General features: G+C 71.8%; 17 protein-coding genes. 15 read left to right on the top strand and 2 right to left on the bottom strand.

The genetic code is table 11. The features are described from left to right. Positions 1-45 precede the first annotated feature (45 nt). The 13 genes from L3078_RS16430 (at position 46) to L3078_RS16490 (ending at position 16,944) form a co-directional block, all read left to right on the top strand. A complete protein-coding gene (locus L3078_RS16430) occupies positions 46-951 on the top strand; it encodes a ribokinase (RefSeq protein ID WP_239754436.1) in 906 nt (301 codons plus the stop codon). Next, positions 948-1,337 (top strand): D-ribose pyranase, encoded by a 390-nt coding sequence (gene rbsD, locus L3078_RS16435; protein ID WP_239754437.1) that lies wholly within the window; start codon positions 948-950, stop codon positions 1,335-1,337. The genes L3078_RS16430 and rbsD overlap by 4 nt, the downstream gene beginning before the upstream one ends. 327 nt (positions 1,338-1,664) lie before the next feature. Continuing rightward, complete coding sequence (locus L3078_RS16440) at positions 1,665-1,997, top strand: hypothetical protein (RefSeq protein ID WP_184893891.1); 333 nt, start codon at positions 1,665-1,667, stop codon at positions 1,995-1,997. Between the two features lie 33 nt (positions 1,998-2,030). After that, entirely contained in the window at positions 2,031-2,342 is a 312-nt protein-coding gene (locus L3078_RS16445; protein ID WP_152168996.1) for a pore-forming ESAT-6 family protein, read from the top strand. A gap of 41 nt (positions 2,343-2,383) precedes the next feature. Next, a complete protein-coding gene (locus L3078_RS16450; protein ID WP_239754438.1) occupies positions 2,384-2,713 on the top strand; it encodes a hypothetical protein in 330 nt (109 codons plus the stop codon). 16 nt (positions 2,714-2,729) lie between these two features. Next, positions 2,730-4,118 carry a type VII secretion integral membrane protein EccD gene (gene eccD, locus L3078_RS16455; protein ID WP_239754439.1) on the top strand — a complete coding sequence of 463 codons (1,389 nt, stop codon included), beginning with the start codon at positions 2,730-2,732 and terminating at the stop codon, positions 4,116-4,118. 1,207 nt (positions 4,119-5,325) lie between these two features. Further along, positions 5,326-6,171, top strand: a complete 846-nt coding sequence (locus L3078_RS16460) for a CpaE/TadZ family protein (protein ID WP_239754440.1) — start codon at positions 5,326-5,328, stop codon at positions 6,169-6,171. A 31-nt stretch (positions 6,172-6,202) separates the two neighbouring features. Beyond that, entirely contained in the window at positions 6,203-10,276 is a 4,074-nt protein-coding gene (eccCa, locus tag L3078_RS16465; RefSeq protein ID WP_239754441.1) for a type VII secretion protein EccCa, read from the top strand. Continuing rightward, complete coding sequence (locus L3078_RS16470; protein ID WP_239754442.1) at positions 10,273-11,913, top strand: DUF6177 family protein; 1,641 nt, start codon at positions 10,273-10,275, stop codon at positions 11,911-11,913. The genes eccCa and L3078_RS16470 overlap by 4 nt, the downstream gene beginning before the upstream one ends. A gap of 128 nt (positions 11,914-12,041) precedes the next feature. Further along, a complete protein-coding gene (locus L3078_RS16475; protein WP_239754444.1) occupies positions 12,042-13,196 on the top strand; it encodes an ABC transporter substrate-binding protein in 1,155 nt (384 codons plus the stop codon). 49 nt (positions 13,197-13,245) lie between these two features. Next, positions 13,246-15,018, top strand: a complete 1,773-nt coding sequence (locus tag L3078_RS16480) for an ABC transporter permease (protein ID WP_239754446.1) — start codon at positions 13,246-13,248, stop codon at positions 15,016-15,018. Next, complete coding sequence (locus L3078_RS16485; protein ID WP_239754448.1) at positions 15,011-16,138, top strand: ABC transporter ATP-binding protein; 1,128 nt, start codon at positions 15,011-15,013, stop codon at positions 16,136-16,138. Before L3078_RS16480 ends, L3078_RS16485 begins: the two co-directional genes overlap by 8 nt. A 101-nt stretch (positions 16,139-16,239) precedes the next feature. Then, positions 16,240-16,944, top strand: coding sequence for a hypothetical protein (locus tag L3078_RS16490; RefSeq protein WP_239754450.1), 705 nt, complete (start codon positions 16,240-16,242; stop codon positions 16,942-16,944). Here the strand turns inward: L3078_RS16490 and L3078_RS16495 are convergent. Further along, positions 16,871-17,401 (bottom strand): ATP-binding protein, encoded by a 531-nt coding sequence (locus L3078_RS16495; protein WP_239754452.1) that lies wholly within the window; start codon positions 17,399-17,401, stop codon positions 16,871-16,873. The two genes, L3078_RS16490 and L3078_RS16495, sit on opposite strands and share 74 nt — an antisense overlap. Positions 17,402-17,558: 157 nt before the next feature. On the opposite strand from L3078_RS16495, the gene L3078_RS16500 reads away from it, so the two are divergent. Together L3078_RS16500 and L3078_RS16505 are read left to right on the top strand one after the other, a co-directional pair. Next, the gene (locus tag L3078_RS16500) at positions 17,559-18,410 is read left to right on the top strand and encodes a helix-turn-helix domain-containing protein (RefSeq protein WP_239754454.1); all 852 of its coding nucleotides are present in this window, start codon (positions 17,559-17,561) and stop codon (positions 18,408-18,410) included. Beyond that, the gene (locus L3078_RS16505; protein ID WP_239754456.1) at positions 18,407-18,646 is read left to right on the top strand and encodes a DUF397 domain-containing protein; all 240 of its coding nucleotides are present in this window, start codon (positions 18,407-18,409) and stop codon (positions 18,644-18,646) included. The genes L3078_RS16500 and L3078_RS16505 overlap by 4 nt, the downstream gene beginning before the upstream one ends. On the opposite strand, the gene L3078_RS16510 is transcribed toward L3078_RS16505, so the two are convergent. Continuing rightward, positions 18,621-21,110: a hypothetical protein gene (locus tag L3078_RS16510; protein ID WP_239754458.1), complete on the bottom strand. Its 2,490-nt coding sequence runs from the start codon at positions 21,108-21,110 to the stop codon at positions 18,621-18,623. The genes L3078_RS16505 and L3078_RS16510 overlap by 26 nt on opposite strands. Between the last annotated feature and the right edge of the window lie 121 nt (positions 21,111-21,231).

Below are 21,231 nucleotides of genomic sequence, written 5' to 3' on the forward strand. Positions count from 1 at the left end.
GAGCGGCTGACGGACGCGACCGCTCAAGGACGAAGGGGACCACTCATGTACGACTACGACCTTCTGGTCGTGGGATCGGCCAACGCCGACCTGGTGATCGGTGTGGAGCGGCGGCCGGGGGCCGGGGAGACCGTGCTCGGCTCCGACCTGGCCGTGCACCCGGGCGGCAAGGGCGCCAACCAGGCGGTGGCGGCGGCCCGGCTGGGGGCGCGTACGGCGCTGCTGGCGCGGGTCGGCGACGACGGCAACGGGCGGCTGCTGCTGGACTCGCAGCGGGCGGCCGGGGTCGACACGGCCGGGGTGCTGGTCGGCGGGGCGCCCACCGGGGTCGCGCTGATCACGGTGGACCCGTCGGGCGACAACAGCATCGTGGTGTCGCCGGGCGCCAACGGGAAGCTGACCCCCGAGGACGTGCGGGCGGCGGAGGGCCTGCTCAGGGCGTCCCGGGTGGTCTCGGCGCAGTTGGAGATCCCGTTGGAGACGGTGGTGGAGGTGGTACGGCGGCTGCCGGAGGACACGCGTTTCGTGCTGAACCCGTCGCCGCCGCGGGAGTTGCCCGCCGAGGTGCTGGCCGCCTGTGATCCGCTGATCGTCAACGAGCACGAGGCGCGGATCATCGTCGGGGACGAGCCGGCGGGGTCCCCTTCGCCGGAGGACCGGGCGCGGGCGCTGCTGGCGCTCGGGCCGCGTTCGGTGGTCGTGACGCTGGGCGCGGAGGGGGCGTTGGTCGCGACCGCCGAGGGGAGTGCGCGGGTGTCGGCCGTGAAGGTGGACGCCGTGGACACCACGGGGGCCGGGGACGCGTTCACGGCGGCGCTGGCGTGGCGGCTGGGCGCGGGCGCGGAGCTCGCCGAGGCCGCCGCGTACGCGGCCCGGGTGGGGGCCGCCGCCGTCACCAGGGCGGGGGCGCAGGTGTCGTTCCCGACCGCCGAGGAGGTCGCGGCGCTGTGAAGCGGGCCGGGATACTGAACCGTCATCTGGCGGGCGCCATCGCCGAGTTGGGGCACGGGCACGAGCTGCTGGTGTGCGACGCGGGGATGCCGGTGCCCCGGGGGCCGCGCGTGGTCGACCTGGCGTTCCGGGCAGGGGTGCCGTCGTTCGCGGAGGTGCTGGACGGGCTGCTCGACGAGATCGTGGTCGAGGGGGCGACGGCCGCGCACGAGGTGCGTGAGGCGAACCTGGAGGCGACGGCGCTGCTGGAGGACCGCTTCCCCGAGCTGGAGCTGGTCCCCCACGAGAAGCTGAAGGAACTGTCGGAGGGCGCGCGACTGGTCGTACGGACGGGAGAGGCGCGGCCGTACGCGAACGTGCTGTTGCGGTGCGGGGTGTTCTTCTAGCGGCCCCGCCCGGCGAGCCCGCCGGAATGTTTCGAGGGGCCCGGTCCACTGGACCGGGCCCCTCGGCTTTCCCCTCCGTATCAAGACCCCCGCGATCCCCCCAGATCCCCCTCCGAGAAGTCCCGATGCCAAGTACGACCCGCGAGGTGGGGGGAGGGTTGCACGGCGGCTCAAGAATTTTCCGGAGCACGTCGAGAGGCGCCACGAGGGTGTTCGAATTTTGTTCCGATGGTGTCACCGGGGCGGCAAGCGCGTTGCGGGTGCAACGCGTTGTGGGGGAGCATGGCGGGGACGTAGGTGACCCAGACACACGGGGGTGGACACGACGTGAAGTTCGACATGGGGGCGACGACCCTGGCGGAGCTCGGGAAGAGCACGCTCGGTTCGAGCGACGACCTCGGGACGCTGATCCAGTTGCTGATCAGCGCGGCGGAACCGCTGGAGGGCAAGTTCAACGGCGCGGGCAAGGTGGCGTTCGACTCGTTCAAGAACCGCGCGGACGAGATCACCGCCGACCTCAACGGGTCGCTCGCCGCGATCCTGGGCGGTCAGTCGGGCATGGACAACGCGTTCGGCACCGGTGACGTGGAGTCCCAGGACAACGCCAACCAGAACATGGGCCTGGCCAACTTCGACGCGGCCCGCTTCGGCGCCCGATAAACAGCGACGAGCAGGAACGAGGGGGAAGTACTCATGGCTCAGAACCAGGACCGCCGTTCGTACGACACCGGGGCCTCCGGTGAGGTGCAGACCGCGCTCGGCACGATCGTGGGGCAGTTGGAGCGGGTGCTCACCGACCGTGACGCCGCCGTCAAGGCCGCGATGACCGAGTTCCAGGCGGACGGTGTCTCGGACGACTACCACGGCAAGGAAGAGCGCTGGAAGAAGGCGGCGGGCGAGGTCCGCGAGATCATCCGCCTGGTGCGCACCACGCTCGAACAGAACGACGGCACCGCCCAGTCCACGCTGGCCAAGGCCCGCGCGGCGGTCGACCAGATCGGCTGACCGGGCGGCGCTGAGAGAGAAGTGAACGGGGTCCCGTAGCCGTGGCAGCGCAGGATTACGACAGCCAGTTGCTGGAGTCGGTGTCGGTGCGGCGTCGACGGCTGCGGGACGCCCTGTTGTTCGGGGCGCAGCGGCAGCGGCGCTCGGTGGACGAACGGATCGGGAAGGTCTTCGCCGGGATCGTCATCGCGGCGGTGTTGTGCGCGGGGTGCGTGGGGTGGTCGTTCGTGTCGAACCGCATCATCGGCAAGAGTCCGTACGGGAGTTCGGTGCAGCCGTCGGTGACGCCCTCGGGGACGGCCGCACCGACGGCGTCGCCCTCGGGCTCCCCCTCGGTTTCCACAGCCCCGACCAGCTCTTCTGCCCGGTGATAGGTTCGAAAACGTGATGTCTACGGGGACGTTGGGGCAGGCCACGGGTGGTGCGCGGACGGCGCTCAGCCGGGTCACGCTGGTGGGTGAGCGGCGGCGGGTGGACCTCGTGCTGCCGTCACGGGAACCGGTCGGGCTGTTGCTGCCGGAGATCATGCGGCTGCTCGACGACCAGGTGGGCGAGCGGCCCGAGTTGCGGCACCTCGTCACGGCGGACGGTTCCGCGCTGGCGCACGACAGCACCCTGGAGTCGGCCGGGACACCGGACGGCGCCGTGCTGCGGCTCGTCCGGGCCGAGGACGCGCCGTCGGCACCCGTCGTGCACGACGTCACCGACGAGGCCGCCGAGGATCTCGACGGCCGGGGCCTGCGCTGGGGCCCGGCCGCGCGCCGGGTCACCGCCGGGCTCGCCACGGTCGGCTGGGCCGTGGCCGCCGGGGTGTTCGCACGGGACGCGTACGAGCCCCGGGTCGTCGCCGGCGCGCTGCTCGGGGTCGCCCTCGTGGCGGCGCTCACGGGTGCGCTGCTGGGGCGGGCCGAGAAGCGGGGCCTCGCCACGACGTTGATCGCGACGGCCGGTGCGCTGGGGCTGCTGAGCGCGTCCACGTGGGCGGAGGCACAGCGGTGGTCCGGGATGTCGCAGGCCGCGGCCATGGCGGCGGCCGGGGTCGGCACGCTCGCCCTGCTCGGGCTGTTCACTCCGCTCGGGCGGGGTGGGCTGGTGGGCGCGGGGGCGCTGGCCGGGGTCTCGGTGTGCTGGCTCGGGGTCGCGGTGGCGGTGTCGGGTGAGCTGTCGTTGTCGGTGGCCCAGCAGTCCGAGGTGGGCGCCGTGCTGGCCGTGGTCTCCGTGGTCGTGCTCGGGCTGCTGCCCAGACTGGCGCTGATGGCTTCGGGGCTCTCCGGGCTCGACGACCGGCGTTCCGGGGGCGCGTCCGTGAGCCGGCTGCAGGTGGCGGCGGCGTTGACCGCGACGCACCGGGGGCTGGCGCTGGCGACGATCACGATGGCGGTGTCGGCGACGGCGGCCGGGGTGTTCGTGCTGCGGGCGCCCACCCAGTGGACCGTGCCGCTCGCCGTCGTCACCATGGTCGTCCTCGCGCTGCGCGCGCGGGCGTTCCCGCTGGTCGCCGAGGTCGTGGTGCTGCTCGGTGCGGCGGCCGTGCTCGCGGTGCGGCTGGTGTCGGCGTGGCTGGACCACTCCGGCGGGGCGGCCGGTCCGCTCGCCGTCCTCGTCGTGCTCGCCGCCCTGCCGCTGCTGGTGCTCGCCGTGCAGCCCGCCGAGCATGTGCGCGTACGGCTCCGGCGGTTCGGCGACACCCTCGAATCGATCGGCGTCATCGCCCTGTTCCCGCTGCTCATCGGGGTGTTCGGCGTGTACGGACGACTGCTCGACACGTTCGCTTAGGAGCTGGGGGCCGCACATGGCGCAGGCAGGGGACTGGCAGCGGGATGTGCTGCGCGAGCTGGGCCGGGAGGAAGCGGTCGGCGGGGGCGCCCAGGCGAACCCCGAGCCACCCCGGCCACCGGCCCGCCGTGCCGAGCCGACGCTGAGGCTGGTGCGCTCGGCTCCGCCGGGGCGGCCGGAGCCGGAGGGCCCCCCGGAGGGGGTTGAGCCGGTGGGCCTGCCGGAGGGGGTTCAGCCGGTGGGCAGGCCTGCGGGGGGCGAGCTGTCGGGGGGCGCGAGGAGGGCTGGGGACGGCCCGTTCGCCCGATCGACACCGGTCCGGGGGACACCTGCCGAGCAGCCGCCGGGGCAGCCGATGCCGGGTGCGCAGCCGTCGGCGCAGGAGGTACCAGCCGTACAGCTGCCGGGGCAGCCGATGCCGGGTGCGCAGCTACCGGTGCAGGGGGTACCGGCTATACAGGTGCCGGTGCAGGAGGTGCCGGTGGTACAACCGCCGGGGCAGCCGATACCTGGTGCGCAGCCGTCGGCGCAGGAGACACCGGGCGTACAACTGCCGGGACAAGCAGCGCCGTTCGCGCGACCGCCGATTGAGCCGGTGCCTGGTGTGCAGCCGTCGGTGCAGGGGGCGCCGGACGTGCGGTTCTCGGGGCACGCAGCGCCCTTCGCCCAGCCGCCCGTGCAGGCGGCTCCCTTCGCACAGCCGCCGGTTGAGCCGGTGCCCGGTGTGGGGGCAGCCGGGTCGTACGTCCCCGGTGGGATGCCCCGGGCCGGGGTTCCCCAGGCCGCCGCCGTACCGTCGGCTGGTGAGTCGGGGTGGGCCGGTGACACGGCGCAGCCCGGGCCCCCCGCAAGCACCCCTCGGCCCGGATCGCCCGCGAGCGCCGCTCACCCCGGGCCCCCCGCAAGCGACGGTCGACACAGCTCGCCCGGTGATGGTGTCGAGGGTGGGCAGGCCGGTGGTCGGGGGCGCCCGGCGGCCGAGGGCTCTTCCTTGCCCGTGAACCCCCCAGCGCCCGCGAACCCCCCAGCACCCGCAGACTCCCCAACGCCCGCGAACCCCCCGGCGCCCGCGCCCTCCGCCACCCCCTCGGCGCCCGCCCCGCGGCAGGGCCACTCGCCGCAGGCCCCCCTGCACGCCCCCGATTCCGTGCCCACCATCGATCCGCGGCTCGCGCACGCGCTCGGGCGGCCGCAGCATGGGGAGTCCGTGGCTCGGCGGACGGGGCGGTCCCTTCGGAAGCTGGCGGGGTCGGCCGCGCAGGATGTCGCCGAGGAGACGCGGATCGCGCGGGAGTTGCAGCAGCCGGTGACCACCGGGCGCGTCATCGCGGTGACGTCGATCCGGGGCGGCGTGGGGAAGTCGACCATGGCCGCACTGCTGGGACGGACGTTCAACCACTACCGCCACGACCCGGTGCTGACCCTGGAGGCCGACGCCGCGCTCGGCACCCTGCCGGTACGGATGGGCGCCGACTCGGTGCGCTGGGCGGCGGCCGACCTCGCACACATCCTCAACCCGGCCATGCAGCTCACCGATGTCACCGGGTACCTGGTGCCGGTGGCCGACGGCGGCTGGCTGCTGCCCGCCAGCCAGGGCCGCGTTGGCGCCCCGCTGGACATCCGTACGTACCGCACCGTGACCCTCGCGCTGCGTCGCTACTTCGCGGTCACCGTCGTGGACTGCGAGACCCTGCCGGGCGAGGTGGCCCGTACGGCGATGGACACCGCCCACGCGCGCGTGGTCGTCGCGCCGATGACCGCCGAGGGCGTCAACGGCACCCGCCAGGTCCTGGACTGGCTCGGCCAGTTGCCGCACTCCGCGCTCTCCTCGACCATCGTCGCCCTGACCGCCAACTCCCCCGACGTCACGCTGGACCGCGCCACCGCCGTCGCCCACCTCAAGGAGTCCGGCGTCCATGTCGTCACCGTCCCCTACGACCGCCACCTCGCCCAGGGCGGCCCGATCCGCACCGCCCTGCTGGGCCAGGAGACCCGCGCGGCGGCGATCACCCTGGCGGCGGAGGCGATGACCCGCGCGGTGAGGATGCGATGACCGGCAGTTCGTATGCGGAAGGGGTCCGTTCGTGACCCAGGAGTTGATTCACCGGCCCGCGCGGAGCACCCGGCCGCTCGGTGCCGCCGGGGCCCGGACGATCGAGCCGCCGCCGAACCTCCCGGAGGGCAAGGCGGGGACGGCGGCCACGGCGTTGCTGCCGATGGCCGGGGTCATGGGCTCGGTCGTGATGATGACCGTGATCCGCAACAGCCAGTTCGCGGCCATCGGCGCGATGGTGCTGGTCATCGCGCTGCTCGGCGCGGTCGCCCTGTTCCTCTCCCAGCGCGGCAAGGCCCAGCGCACCCGCCGCATGCAGCGGGAGCGGTATCTGGAGTATCTGGAGGAGCTGCGCGAGGAGTTCGGCGCGGAGGAGCGGGAGCGGCGGGCGCTCGCGCGGGTGCTGAATCCGCCGCCGGAGGCGCTGTACGACCTGGTGCGCGACCCCGCCCGGCTGTGGGAGCGGCGGCGGCAGGACGTGGACTTCCTGCGGGTGCGCGTCGGCACCGGTGACGTCCCCGTGGCGAACCTGGCCATCGGGCAGAACCAGGGCGGCGTGCTGACCCCGCCGGACCCGTTCATGCTGAACGAGGCGCGGGCGCTGCTGGCCCGCTACTCGGTGGCCAACGACTGCCCGATCACGGTGCCGTTGGACCGCGCGGGCAACGTCAGCGTGGTCGGCGACCGGGAGGGTGTGCTGCGGGTGGCCCGCGCCCTCCTCGTCCAGGTCGCCGTCACGCACGCGCCCGACGACGTGGCCGTGGCGCTCGGCGTGCCGGGCGAGCGGCTGGCGGACTGGGAGTGGGCCAAGTGGCTGCCGCACGTGCTGGACGCGCAGGAGCACGACGGTCCGGTGGCGGCCCGCCGGATCGCGCCGGGCCTGGCGCAGCTGGCCCGGCACTTCCGGCACGAGCTGGGCCGGCGCGCGTCGTACGCGGCGGAGGTGCGCCGGGGCCTCGCCGACCGCAAGGCGCTCGGGCTGGCGTCCCGCATGCTCGTCGTCAGCGACGCGTACGGGGAGACGGCCGCCGAACTGCCGCGCCCCGACACGGCGGTGGGGCTCGCGGACATGGGCGTCACCGTGCTGCACCTGCTGGCGGAGCAGGTGCACGAGCCCGATCAGGTGTCGGTGCGGATCACCGTGCGGGGCGATCAGGTCGTCGTGGAGGACCTGCGCGCTCCGGACCCCTCGGCGATCGGGGCCCCCACCGTCGTCCCGCCCGCGCACGGCACCTGCGACCAGGTCACCGCCGCCGGTGCCGAGGGCCTCGCCCGGCTGCTCGCGCCGCTGCGGCTGTCCGCCGAGTCGGCCGCCGAGGGCACGCCGGTCACCGGGCCCGTCGACTTCCCGGGTCTGCTCGGCATCGACGACCCGGCCCTGCTGAACCTGCACGACCTGTGGGCGCCGCGCGGCGAGCGGGAGTTCCTGCGGGTGCCCATCGGGGTGACGGACCGTCATGAGCCGGTGCTGCTCGACCTCAAGGAGTCCTCGGAGCTGGGCATGGGCCCGCACGGGCTGTGCGTCGGCGCGACCGGCTCCGGCAAGAGCGAGCTGCTGCGCACCCTCGTGCTGGCGCTGGCCGCCACCCACTCCCCCGAGGACCTGGCGCTCGTCCTGGTCGACTACAAGGGCGGCGCGACCTTCGCCCCGTTCACCGAACTCCCGCACGTGGCCGGGGTGATCACCAACCTGGAGAACCAGGCGGGCCTCGTCGAGCGCGTGCACTCCAGCCTCGCGGGCGAGGTCAAGCGGCGCCAGCAGGTGCTGAAAGACGCGGGGAACGTGGCCGACATCGGACACTACGCCGCCCTGCGCGCCACCCGGCGGCCCGACCTGGAACCGCTGCCGCACCTCTTCGTGGTGATCGACGAGTTCGGTGAACTCCTCACCGCCAAGCCCGACTTCATCGACCTGTTCCTGTCCATCGGGCGCATCGGCCGGTCCATCGGCGTGCATCTGCTGCTGTCCAGCCAACGCATCGAGGGCGGCAAGCTGAAGGGCCTCGACACCTACCTCTCGTACCGGCTGGGGCTGCGCACCTTCTCCGCCGACGAGTCGCGGACCGTCCTCGACACCACCGACGCCTTCCATCTGCCGCCGCTGCCGGGCTTCGGCTATCTGAAGGTGGACACGTCGACGTACGAGCGGTTCAAGGCGGGGTACGTGTCGGGCGCGTACCGGGGTCCGGCGCTGGTGGCGCAGGAGGACGACACACCGCTGGCCTGGCCGTATCCGACGTACAACACGCTCGGCGGCGCGCCCGTCGCCGGTGAGGCCGCCGAGGAGCCGAAGGCCACGAAGCGGGAGACCGGGCCGACCGTGATGTCGGTGATGGTGGACCAACTGGCCGCCGCCGCACGGCCGGTGCGGCGGATCTGGCTGCCGCCGCTGCCGGACGCGATCACGCTGGACGCGGCGGCCGGCCCCGTGCGGGTGGACGAGCGCGGGCTGCGCCTGGCCACCGGGGAAGGCCCCTTGCGGGTGCCGCTCGGGGTGCTGGACGATCCGGCGAAGCAGTGGCAGGGGCACTGGGTGCTCGATCTGACGGTCGCGGGCGGCCACGCGGCGGTGATCGGCGGCCCGCAGTCCGGCAAGACGACGCTACTGCGGACGCTCGCGCTGTCGCTGGCCACCACGCACACGCCCGCCGAGGTCGGCATCTACGGACTGGACCTGGTCGGCGGCGGACTCTCCGCGCTCGCCGGGCTGCCGCACGTCGGCGGGATCGCGGGGCGGGCGGACCGGGAGCGGGCGGCGCGGACGGTCGCCGAGGTGCGGACGATGCTGGTCGAGCGGGAGGAACTGTTCCGCGAGCACGGGATCGACTCGGTGGACCAGCTGCGGCGACTGCGTGCCCAGGGCAGGCTGCGGGAGCTGGGGTCGACGGACATCGTCCTGCTCATCGACGGGTTCGGCGCGCTGCGCGACGAGTTCGCCGAGCTGGACGACACGGTCGTGGAGCTGCTCAAGCGCGGGGGCGGCTACGGCATCCATGTCGTCGGCGGCATGCTGCGCTGGAACGACGTACGGATCGCGACGCAGTCGATGTTCGGGACGCGGGTGGAGCTGCGGCTCAACGACCCGAGCGATTCGAGCGTGGACCGCAAGCTCTCCGAGACGCTGTCGCCGGACACCCCGGGGCGTGTCCTGACCGACGGCAAGCTGTTCGCGCAGGCGGCCCTCCCCCGCCTCGACGGCCGCCCGTCGACGGGTGATCTCGCTCCGGCGCTGGAGGACGCGGCCCGCACGATCCGCTCCACCTGGCATGGTGAACTGGCCGCGCCCGTAAGGGTGTTGCCGACCCGGCTGGCGTCGGACCGGCTGCCGTCGGTGGTCGCCGAGCCGCACCGGGTGCCGATCGGGGTCGACCAGGACGCCCTGGCGCCCGCGCTGCTGGACCTGTTCGGCTCGGACCAGCATCTGCTGATCCTCGGCGACAACGAGTGCGGCAAGACGAACCTGCTGAAGCTGGTCGCGGCGCGGCTCGTGGAGCGGTACTCGGACGAGGAGCTGGTCTTCGGGGTGTTCGACCCGAGGCGCGGCCTGCGGGGTGTGATCCCGGAGCCGTACCGGGGCGGGTACGCGCACAACGCGAAGCTCGCGGCGGGACTGTCGAGCGGGATCGCGAACGAGCTGGAGAAGCGGATGCCCGAGAGCGCCGATCCGGACGCGCTGACGGACGAGCCCGCGTTCAAGGGTCCCCGGATCGTGATCCTGGTCGACGACTACGACATTCTCACCACCGCCGGGCAGCAGCCGCTGGCGCCGTTCCTGCCGTATGTGTCGTCGGCGCAGGACATCGGGCTGCACTTCGTGATCACCCGCCGGGTGGCGGGCGCCTCCCGGGCGATGTACGAGCCGCTGCTGCAGACCCTCCGCGAGACCGGTACGGCCGCGCTGCTGATGACCGGTGAGCGCAGCGAGGGCCAGCTCTTCCCCGGCCTGTACGCCTCGGCGCAGCCGGCCGGGCGGGGCACGCTGGTCCGCCGGGGCCGGCCCCACCAGCTGATACAGACCGCACTCGACGACACCGCACACGACAGCACCGCCCACGACAGCGCACGCGATACCGCACACGACAGCGAGGAGGGCGACCGCCCGTGACCAAGGACGTCATCGCCCTCACCCCGAAGATGCCGGATGTGTGGGCCCTCATGACGAGTCTGTACGCCGGTGGCTCCGACCTGGACCTGTCGGCGGCGGCCGAGGGCGCGGTCGTCCAGTTGCACGGGCCCGGTGGCCGCCCGCTGGTGTCCGTGGAGTCGCCCGTGCTGGTCCAGGTGCCCGGTGAGGCGGAGCGGCTGCTCGGGCAGGCCATGGACGTCCCGTTCTGGTGGACGGAGGCGCGGGCGTCCACGGCCGTCCCGGAGGCGGAGCGGCTCGCGGGGGTGGTGTGCGGGCGACTCAACGCCCTGCTGGGCGGCGCGACCTGGCCCGCCGGGGCGGCGAGCACGCAGGTGGTCGACGTCTCCGCCGTACCGTCGGCGGGGTCGGGGCAGCCCGCCGTGGACGTCGTGACGGACCACGCGGCCGTGGTCCTCATCGACCGGCCGGTGGTGGCGCTGACCAGCTGGCTCGCGGAGATCATGCGGACGGCGGCGGTGTCCCGGCGGTCCCTGCAGATCGTCACGCCGCGTGGCGTACGCCTGAGCCCCGCCGCCCGCACGACGCTGGCGCGCGTCCCCAACCGCTGGGTCGTCCAGGACCCGGAGTGCGGGTACTACGACGGCTTGTCGGGGGCGGTGCTGCGCTGGCGGGACGGCGCGTTCTCACCCGCGCTCGCGGAGGACGGGACGGCGACGGTGGCGGCGGCGTTCACGCGCACGGCGCGGGGCGTGGCGGACGGCCCGGGGAACCACTCTGCGGTCGGCTCGGCGGAGGACGCCGCGGTCGGCCGGGCGGAGGACGCCGCGCATCGCCCGGCGCGAGGCCCCGCAGGCGGCCAGGAGGCCGGCCACACCAGCGGCCCGGCGGACGGCCGGGCGGAAGACGCCGCCGTCGGCCGGGCGACGGGACGGGCGGGCGGCCCCACCGGTGGCCCGGCGGACGGGGACGCTCCCGGCCGGCAACTGATCGTCGCCCTCCGGACCGTGCACCGGGCCGACGAGCACCTGCTGCTGGGCGGTGCCCTGGAGGCGGCCTGGAAGGCGCTGACCGGCACGGCGCCGGCGGGCTGGGGCACGGCCGAGCCCGTCAACCTGCCCTGGTCACCACGGCAGTTGACCGACCTCGCCCGGGAGCGGGCGCCCGAACCCTCGCACCTGATCGTGGTCGGCACACCGGACCGGCCGGCGACGGCGACGGTCCGGGTGACGCGGACGACGAAGGGCGTGGAGGAGGACGCGGTCCTAGCGATCGGCTACGCGGCCGGTGAGGACCCGCCGCTGGACCGGATCGAGGCGCTGGCCGACACCCTGGTCCGGGAGCACGGTCTGCGGACCATGCTGACCTCGGTGCGGGTGGCCCGCGCCGACCTGACGACCGCGCCCCGGCTGGAGGGCCCGCCGGTCCCGTACGCCTTCACGCTCGGCCCGGACGACGTCCACACCATCGGCCTGGACCACGCCCGCCGCCCCCCGGTGGAGGTCCGTGCGCGGCACCTCGGCCCGACGTCCCGCCCGGCCCTGCACTACCCCCTCGGCGACGGCACGGACCCGGCCTCCTGGGCACGGCTCCAGCAGCTCACGGCCCATCTCAGGAGCGATCATTCCCGGCCAGTCACCCCAGCCCAGCGAGGGTGACTCGCGTCACTAACTCAACGACCAATAAGAGCAGTACGAGCTCTGACGGGTGAGGGATTTACCGGCCTGACCAGGGTCCCTAACCTCCCGGCAACAGCTGCCAGAAGGCACGCGCCAGGAGGAGAACCATGGCCAGATCCAGCCAGACCAGCACCCGACGCATCGTCGTCACCGCGTGCGCCGCGACGCTCGCCCTCGGCACCCTGGCCGCCTGCGGCGGTGCCGACACCGACGCGCCGAAGGTGGCGGAGAACAAGATCTCGGCGGGCAAGGTGCCGGACTACTACCCGGCCGACTACGCCGACCTGATCGCGGCGGCCGAGAAGGAGGGCGGCAAGCTCACCGTCTACTCCAACCTCGGCGACGAGAACATGGCGCCGATCGTCCGGGACTTCAAGAAGAAGTACGACTTCATCAAGACGGTCTCCGTCAACGAGCTGGACAGCGACGAGCTGTTCCAGAAGACCCTGTCCGAGAACGCGGCCGGCTCCTCCCCGGCGGACGTGCTGATCTCCAGCGCGGCGACCGCCTGGTCGGACTTCTCGGCCCGCAAGGGCACGGTCCTGGAGTACGAGTCGCCGGAGCTGAAGGAGCTGGGCGCGAGCGCCGAGCTGCTGCCGAGCGTGTACTCGCTGTCGCAGGACCCGATGACGATCGCGTACAACACGTCGCTGATGGAGACCCCGCCGACCACCCTGACGGACTTCGCCGAGATCGTGACGGGCGACGAGGGCAAGTACAAGAACAAGGTGACGGTCCGCGACCCGGAGGGCTCGTTCGGCTTCACCGTCACGCGGGCGCTCACCGAGGGCAACCCCGAGGCGTGGAAGGACCTGGAGAAGATCCTTCCGCTGACCCGCCCGGAGACCTCCTCCGGCACCCAGCTGGAGAAGATCGTCGCCGGTGAGTACACGGCCGGCTTCCTGATCAGCGCCTCCCCCGCCTACCCGGTGGTCGAGGACAGCGCCGGTCTGGTGAAGATCGTCTTCCCGAAGGACGGCACGGTCGTCCTGCCGCGCGGCATGGGCATCGCCGCCGAGGCGCCGCACCCGGCGACCTCGAAGCTCTTCATGGACTTCGCCCTCTCCGAGGAGGGGCAGCGCGCGGTCGCCGAGGGCGGCCTCGCCTCGTACCGCGACGGCGTGAAGGGCGAGGGCCTGCACACCTACCAGGAGGTCGTGGACGCCGTCGGCGAGGAGAACATCATCCACGTCAAGTACGAGGCGGTCTCCAAGGACGACTCCGAGGCCTGGCTGGAGCGCTTCGACGGACTCCGTAAGTAGACGGACTCCGTAGGCAGGCAGCTTCCAAGGACGATCGGAGTCAGCTCAGATGTCAACCCTCACCCAGCCACCCCGCACACCGGCGGACGAGACACCCGCGGAGACGTTCCGGCCACCGCGCTACCGCCGCCCCTTCGGCATCGGACGGGACACGCTCGTCCAGTACGCGGTCCTGGCGTTCCTCGCCGTGCTGGTGCTGGCCCCGATCGTCCCGACCCTCTACCAGAGCATCCGCAACCGCCCGCTCTACGAGGCGGGCGGGGCGTTCACCCTCAGCGGCTACACCGACCTCTTCACCAAGGCCGGCTTCGGTGAAGTCGCCCTGAACACCCTGCTGTTCGCCTCGCTGACGACGGTCCTCAGCCTGGCGATCGCCATCCCGATGGCCATCGTGGTCGTCCGGACGAAGCTGCCGGGCGGGCGGCTGATCGCCCTCGCCATGCAGTGGCCGTTCTTCATCTCGTCGCTGATCCTGGGCTTCGGCTGGATCATCATGTACGGCCCGGCCGGGTTCGTCAGCGTCAAGGTGCAGCAGGTGTTCGGCTCGGTGCCGTGGAACCTGTACTCGATCCCCGGCATGGCGCTCACGGAGGCCGTGGCGCTGGCCCCGATCGCGTACGTCTTCTGCGCGAACGCGCTCAGGCAGTCCGACGCCTCGCTCGAATCGGCCGCGCAGGTCTGCGGCGCCGGCCCCTTCCGCATCCTCGCCCAGGTGATCGTGCCGCTGCTGCGGCCCCCGATCGTCTACTCGGCGATCCTCGTCTTCTCCGTCTCCATCGAGACGCTGAGCGTGCCGCTGCTGTACGGCCAGCCGGTCAGCATCGACGTCTTCTCAACGTTCCTCTACCACAACGGACTTCAGTCGGTGGACCCCGACTACACGATGCTGGGCGCGGCCTCCACGGTCATCCTGGTGGTCACCCTGAGCCTGGTCGCCGTACAGGCGAAGCTGCTGAAGGACGCGGCGCGGTTCGTGTCCGTGCGCGGCAAGGTGACCCGGCCGCGCAAGCTGGACCTGGGCTGGCTGAAGTGGGTCAGCATCGCGTGCATCTGGTTCTACGTGATCGTGGGCGCCCTGATCCCGATCGCGGGCCTGGTGATGCGGTCCTTCACGCTCGTCTTCACGCCGCTCCAGTCGCCGTTCCGGACGGTCACGACGAAGAACTACGAGATCGTCTTCGACTCCGACAACTACGTGCAGTCGCTCTACAACAGCATGATCGTGGCCGGGGTCGGCTCGGTGGTCGTGTCCGCGCTCGCCGTGTTCGCGGTGATGGTGGCCCGGCGGTCGACGTTCCGCTTCGGCCGGGCGGTCGAATATCTGGCCCTCATCCCGCAGTCCCTGCCCGGCATCATCATCGGTATCGGCTTCTTCTGGGCCTTCGCGCTGGCGCCCTTCGGGATGGGATCCGTCCTCCAGGGCACGATCTACGCCGTCATCATCGCCTTCGGCATGCGGGCCCTGCCCAGCGCGTTCGGCTCGGTCGCCCCGGCGATCATGCAGATCGGCGGGGAGCTGGACAACGCGGCCCGGGTCTCCGGCGCCGACTGGCTGATGACGTTCTTCCGCGTCCTGCGGGCCCTGATCACACCGGCGTTCGCGGGAGCGCTCGTCCTCACCTTCGTGATCATGCTCAAGGAGTACTCCCCGGCCGTCTTCCTCTCCTCGGCCGACAACAACATCCTCGGCACCACCATGCTCAGTCTCTGGACGCAGGGCAGGGCCGGATCCGTCGCCGCGCTGGCCACCCTCCAGATCGGCATCACCGCGGTCTTCGTCGCACTCGCTGGACTGCTCATGAAGGGAAAGCACCATGCCTGAGGTGACCGTCAAGAACCTCGCCAAGACCTTCGGCGACAACTCCGTCCTGCGGGACGTCACCTTCACCATCAAGGACGGCGAGTTCTTCACGCTGCTCGGCGCGAGCGGCTGCGGCAAGTCGACGACGCTTAACTGCATCGCGGGCCTGGAGCAGCCGACGGAGGGCTCGATCGCGGTCGGCGGACGGACGTTCGTGGACGCCGGAGCGGGGGTCTTCCTCCCTCCCGAGGAGCGCAACCTCGGCATGGTGTTCCAGTCGTACGCGCTGTGGCCGCACATGACCATCGCGAAGAACCTGGCGCTGCCGCTCAACATCCGCAAGGTCCCCAAGGACAAGCAGAGGACGCTGATCCACGACGCCCTGGACAAGGTGGGCCTCGCCGCGCTCAGCGGCCGCTACCCCCACCAGCTCTCCGGCGGCCAGCAGCAACGCGTCGCCCTGGCACGGGCGTTGGTCTACTCCCCGACGGTCCTCCTCCTCGACGAGCCCCTCTCCAACCTGGACGCCAAGCTGCGCGAGCAGGCCCGCGCCTGGCTGAAGCGGCTCCAGGAGGAGCTGGGCATCACCACCGTCTACGTCACCCACGACCAGGACGAGGCGCTCGCGCTCAGCGACCGGATCGCCGTGATGGAGGGCGGCAACATGATCCAGATCGGCACGCCGCACGAGATCTACGAGAAGCCGGCCGCGCCCGCCGTCGCCGCGTTCGTCGGCCGCTGCAACTTCCTCACCGGCAAGGTGGTGAGCGTCGACGGCACCCGGCACACCGTGCTCCTCGACGCCAGCGGCGAGGTCGTCCGCGTCGACAGCGACCGGCGCGTCCCGACGGGCGACTCCGTCACGGTCGCGGTCCGCCCCGAGCGCCTGGAGGTCGTGGCCTCGACGGACACACCGGCGGGCGTCAACCGCCTCGACACCCAGGTCATCACCAGCTCCTACGTCGGCTCCCGCTACGAGTACGACGTCCGCCTCGGCGACCAGGTGGTCCAGGTACTCAGCGCCAACGGCGGCCTCGCGGGCGAGGTGGCCCTGGTCTTCGACCCGGGGCACGCCCTGCTGTACGCGGACAAGGTCGAACTGCCGGAGGACCAGCGGGACTTGCTGACGGTGACGTCGTAGCCGGGTGAACGGCGGCTGCCGGGACACGGCAACGGAGGGCGGGGCCAGGCTGCCCGGCGCCTCCGTTGTCCGCCCGGCCGCCGCCGAGTGAAGCTGTGGCCATGAGAATCGGCGCGCTGCTGCTCACGTCGTCCCTCGCCCCGCTGCTCGCCTGCGTCCTGGTGTTCACCGTGTGGCTGCCCCGGGACAGGGACCGCTACGAGGCGTACGGGGCGGCCGTGCCGTGTGCCGCCGAGGTCTCGGCGAAGGCGTGGGAGGACTGTCTGCGTACGGCCTCCTTCACCGTCGACGGAACCCGGAACGAGGCGAGCAGGAGCGGCAGTTACCGGGCGACACTGTCCGGGGCACCCTTCTGGAACGGGACCGTGGCGTTCGGTGACCCGGACCCGCTGCTGGAGCGCCTGCGGCCCGGGGACCGGGTCAGCGGCACCGTCTGGCGCGGGGACGTCGTGGCGCTCGGCCGGGGAGACGTGCGGCAGAGCACCTCCGAGGAGCCCCGCGACGATGCCCAGATGACAGCCGCGATCGGCACGTTCGCGGGTCTGCTGGCGGCTCTGGGGTTCTGGCTCGGCGGGATGCGGCTGACCGGTCCCCGTGACGGTGCGCACCGCACCTGGGCCGGATACGGCCGGCCCCTGCTCATCGCCCTGATCGTCGCCTCCCTGGGCATGGGGCTGCCGTCCGTGTGGCTCGGCCTCCCGTGGTGGCTCGTGCCCGCAGTGGTCGTCCCCGTCATGGTGTACACGGCCTGGCAGCTCCACCGGTACCGCGCCGCTTCGGAGGTCGGCGTTCCGGGATCCGCTTGACCAGGGACAGCCAGCGGGGCAGGTCGATCTCGGCCAGGATTGTCTTGCCGGGCTGGGCGCGGTCCTGGACCTCCCAGCGGTCGGCCAGCGCGGCGACGAGCAGCAGGCCGCGTCCCTCCTCCGCGAGTGGGCGGGCCTGTCGTACGGCGCCGGGGCCGGGCGGCAGGCGTTCGGCTCGGGTGTCGGTGATCTCGATGCGGAGGGAGCCGGTGGGCAGGGACAGGCGCAGTTCGAAGTCCCGGCCCGGGACGCGGCCGTGCGTCACCGCGTTGGCCGCCAGCTCCGCCACGACCACCGCCGCCCGCTCCGACTCCTCCGAGCCGTAGCGGATGCCCCAGGCATGCAGCTGGTTCAGGGCCTCGTGTCTCGCCATGCGGGCGCCCAGCGGGGTCGAGCTGAAGCGTCGCGTGAACGTCGGTGCCGTGAGCGGGTGTCGCGCGGCGGGCGGTGCGGTCATGTCGCCAATGTGGCCTGCGGAAAGCCCCGTTCGCCAGCGCCGCGCCGCGTACGCTGCGTGAGCGTACGCGGTGACGCACTGGACGGTACTGGTGACGTGGCGTAACCATGGGCGTTGAACGGTGTGGTTCGGTGGGCGGGTGCGCGGGAGGTGGCCGGTGGTGGCCGACAGCGGCGGCGTGGTGGGGATCGGCGGGGGCGGCGAGCCGGAGTCGTCCGACAGTCTGCGGACGTTCGGCGCGATGGTCCAGGCGTTGCGCGAGCACGCGGGGCTGAGCCGGGAGGAGTTGGCCGAGGTCATCGGTTACTCCAAGCACATGGTGGCGTCGGTGGAGCTGGGGCGGCGGATGCCGGACGCGGCGTTCGTGGAGGGGGTGGATCGGGCGCTGGGGAATACCGGTGCGCTGATCAGGGCGGCTCAGCATCTGGGGCGCCAGCCGGGGTTGGCGGCGTGGTTCAGGAAATGGGCCAAGCTGGAGGCCGCGGCGATCGTGCTCTACACGTACGAGTGCCGCATGGTGCCGGGGCTGTTGCAGACGGAGGCGTATCTCCGGGCCATGTCCGCCGACCAGTTGCCGCCGATGGACGATGAGCAGATCGAGGAGCGCTGGGCGGCGCGGATGGCGCGACAGCGACTGCTGCACGAGCGCCCCAACACCGCCTTCGGCTTCATCCTGGAAGAGCAGCTGTTCGTGCGGCGCACAGGCGGCGCGGGGGTCACACGAGAGCTCATCGATCACGTGCTGGAGATCGCCGAGTTGCGGAACGTCGAGATCCAGGTCATGCCGATGGTCCTCGAGTCGCACTCCGGCCTGGCTGGCCCGATGCAACTGCTGGAAACGCCCGAGGCCAAGTGGTTCGCTTATAACGAGGGCCAGGAAAGCGGCCTGTTGATCACCGACTCGAAAGTGGTCAGCGTGCTGCAGAGGCGCTATGCCAGGATGCGTTCACAGGCTCTCACCATGCGGGACTCCATGAGCCTGTTGCAGCGGATGCGAGGAGACCTATGAGCACCCCCGAACTGGCCTGGTTCAAGAGCAGCCACAGCAGCAGCGCATCCGGCGACTGCGTCGAGGTTGCCTGGTTCAAGTCCAGCTACAGCAGCAGCGGAGACGGCGACTGTGTCGAAGTAGCCGCCGCCCCCTCTGCCATCCACGTCCGCGATTCGAAGAACGCGGACGGGCCTCAGCTCATCCTCTCCTCCAACGCCTGGGCCGAGTTCATCCCGTACGCCTCCCGAGGCTGATCCCGCGGCGGCGCATCCACCACACCAGTCCCCCGCCCACGGCGGCCAACGCTGCCGCCAGCGCGGCGAAAAGGCCCACCGGGGTGTTCGAGCCGGTGTCGGCGAGGTCGCCGCCCGGGGGCTTCGGGGTGGTGCCGGGGGCGCCCGGGGTCGGGTCCTGGGACGGCGTCGGGTCCGGCTTGCCCGGGTCGTCGCTGGGATCGTCGCTCGGTGTCGGGTCGGGATCCTGCGTCGGCGGCGGCTTCGGCGTGTCACCGCCGCCGGAGTCGGTCACCTTGCCGCCACCGAAGTAGAGCGTGTCGGTGTCGCGGTACGACGTGTCGTCGGACTTGCGGGAGTTGACGGTGGTGTTGTCGAGGTCCCGGTTCTCGACGTTGAACTGCGTGCGGGTGATGTTCCGCTTGGGCTGCTTGGAGAAGTCCACGCCGCCGACGATGTAGACCCGTACGCCCTGCGCGGTGTCCACGTCGTACGTGAACTCGCCCTCGGTGTAGATCTTGCGGTACTTGCGGAACAGCTCGTCCTTGTCCCAGTTCTGGTTCGGCGCGCGCAGCGGCCACGCCTTGACGTCGTCGCTGTTGATGATCGACCGGAAGTCGGTCGGGTTCTTCGCGTCCTGCTGCCGGATGTACTCGGCGGCGACCCGCGAGGTGTAGACGCGGCGCAGGTCGGCGTATTGCGGGGCCGTGTTGATCTGCTTCTCGACCTCGGGGACGATCATCGAGTCGATGACCGCCTGGGCGGCGGCGATCTCGGCGTCGTTCGGGTCGCAGATCGGCTCGCCCGGTCCCTCGGTGACGGTCTCCTGCGCGGTCGACTTCAGGGCGAGCGGGGCGTCGAGGATGTAGATGCCGCCGTCCTGCTCGCGCACCTGCGCGGGCTTGGGCTCGATCCAGTTCCGCAGGCCCGGCATGCACGGGTTGCCGTTCTGCTTGGGCAGGGCCGCCCAGTACCGCCTGCCGAGGTCGGTCTTGGGGTCCATGGCCTTGTAGAAGTCGTGCTTCATCTGGAGGTCGGCTTCGAGCAGGATGCGCCCGGCGTCGGTGGAGGCGAACTTGGAGTCCATGACGCGGTCGGGCTCGTCCGGGTTGAGGTTGACCCAGAACTTGTCCGGTGTCAGCGCGAGCCAGGTGAACATCGCGTCGGAGGCGAGCTGCATCTTGGCCTCGCCGCCCCAGCCGGGGTTGGTGTCCGGGTCGGGCATCTGGTCGGCGCGCATGCTGTACTGCATGCCCTTGCCCTTGCCGAGGCCGCCGACGTAGCGCAGTTCGAGGCTGGTGAAGTCGATGCCGCCGGGGCCGCCCCTGGGGAGGGTGCCGCGGGTGTCGAGGCGGCGGGCCTCGGCCTGGATCTGCTTGGCCTCCGCGGGTGTGCGTCCGGAGTCCAGGGCCCGCTGGTTGGCCGGGCCCCGGGTACCGCAGCTGTTGGCGGCGGCGGCCAGGGGCTGCGCTCCGCCGGTCTGGCAGCCGGGGGCGAACCAGCGCTGGTGGTCCGAGTAGCCCTTGATGGGGGTGGTCCTGCCGACCGGGTTGTAGATGCGCTGGTTGCCGCGTACCTGGTTGGCCTTGCCGCGCTCGCGTTCGAGTTCGCTATTGAAGTCGTCGATCAGCTTCTGCTGGCCGGTGGTGAACTTCTTCGCGCCGGTGAATCGGAAGGTGTGGTCCGTCAGGGAGCGGGCGACGACCCGGTCCTTGGCGAGCTGGTCGGCCCTCGGCTTGGAGTTCGACTTGAACTCGTTGAATTCCTTGGTGCGCTTGTTGTAGGAGTCGTAGCGGCGTTCGCCGACCTTGTTGCCCTCGGCGTCGAAGAGTTCGACGTAGACCTCACACAGCCAGTCGGGGCCGACAAGCTTGTAGTCCCGTACGAGCTGACGCTCGAACCCGGCCCCCTTGTTCACGTTGGTCTGGTTGCGGATGTAGACCTTGTCGAACCACGTCTTGAAGGGTCTCTTCTTCCCGGTGTTCAGCCAGCGGGCGTAGATCTCCATGGCCCGGTCGGCGGGCTTGCCGGAGGCGTCCGCGATCTTCCGCCAGGCATTGACGTTCTTCTCCGTGTCCCCCGGGACCTGGGAGAGGGCCTTCTTCTCCTCGGCCGCCGTGGGGGCCTGAAGCCCGTCGTACGCCAGACCGGGCAGGTCGAACTCGTAGTTCTTCGGCAGGTCGTCGGCCTTGTGGAAGTTGCCGAGCGGGCTGTTGGGGAACCCGGAGTTCGCCGGAGTCCTGGTGGCGGCCGGCAGACCGTTGCGGACGTCGCAGCGACGATTGTGCTTGTCGAAGCCGGGCTTGAGTCTGGCCGAGACCGCCGGGCCGGCGGAGGCGGTGTCGACGGGCATGCCGGGCAGGCCGGTCAGGGTGACGGCGGCCGCCAGGCCCGCGGCGGCCGTGAGGCGAGCTGTGAGCCGCCACCGCGTGGGTATGTGGAGCGCTCGATTGAAGATGACGTCTTCCCTCGTTGTGGGGGGCACTGAGGGGGTGTGGGTGGCGCGTGAGGCCCCCGTGACGTGTACGCGCCGGGCCTCACCATAGGACCCGAAGTCGGCGTAATCAGGGGATTGTTGGCGTTGACGGCGTTGATGATGTTGTCAG

It is taken from the genome of Streptomyces deccanensis, from assembly GCF_022385335.1.
Lineage (GTDB): Bacteria > Actinomycetota > Actinomycetes > Streptomycetales > Streptomycetaceae > Streptomyces > Streptomyces deccanensis.

Excerpts from the sequence above, each read along its gene's own strand:
- L3078_RS16445 (WP_152168996.1), top strand. The coding sequence starts at position 2,031 with ATGGCTCAGAACCAGGACCGCCGTTCGTACGACACCGGGGCCTCCGGT.
- L3078_RS16430 (WP_239754436.1), top strand. The coding sequence starts at position 46 with ATGTACGACTACGACCTTCTGGTCGTGGGATCGGCCAACGCCGACCTG.
- L3078_RS16480 (WP_239754446.1), top strand. The coding sequence starts at position 13,246 with ATGTCAACCCTCACCCAGCCACCCCGCACACCGGCGGACGAGACACCC.
- L3078_RS16495 (WP_239754452.1), bottom strand. The coding sequence starts at position 17,401 with ATGACCGCACCGCCCGCCGCGCGACACCCGCTCACGGCACCGACGTTC.
- L3078_RS16505 (WP_239754456.1), top strand. The coding sequence starts at position 18,407 with ATGAGCACCCCCGAACTGGCCTGGTTCAAGAGCAGCCACAGCAGCAGC.
- L3078_RS16475 (WP_239754444.1), top strand. The coding sequence starts at position 12,042 with ATGGCCAGATCCAGCCAGACCAGCACCCGACGCATCGTCGTCACCGCG.
- eccD (WP_239754439.1), top strand. The coding sequence starts at position 2,730 with ATGTCTACGGGGACGTTGGGGCAGGCCACGGGTGGTGCGCGGACGGCG.
- L3078_RS16485 (WP_239754448.1), top strand. The coding sequence starts at position 15,011 with ATGCCTGAGGTGACCGTCAAGAACCTCGCCAAGACCTTCGGCGACAAC.
- L3078_RS16490 (WP_239754450.1), top strand. The coding sequence starts at position 16,240 with ATGAGAATCGGCGCGCTGCTGCTCACGTCGTCCCTCGCCCCGCTGCTC.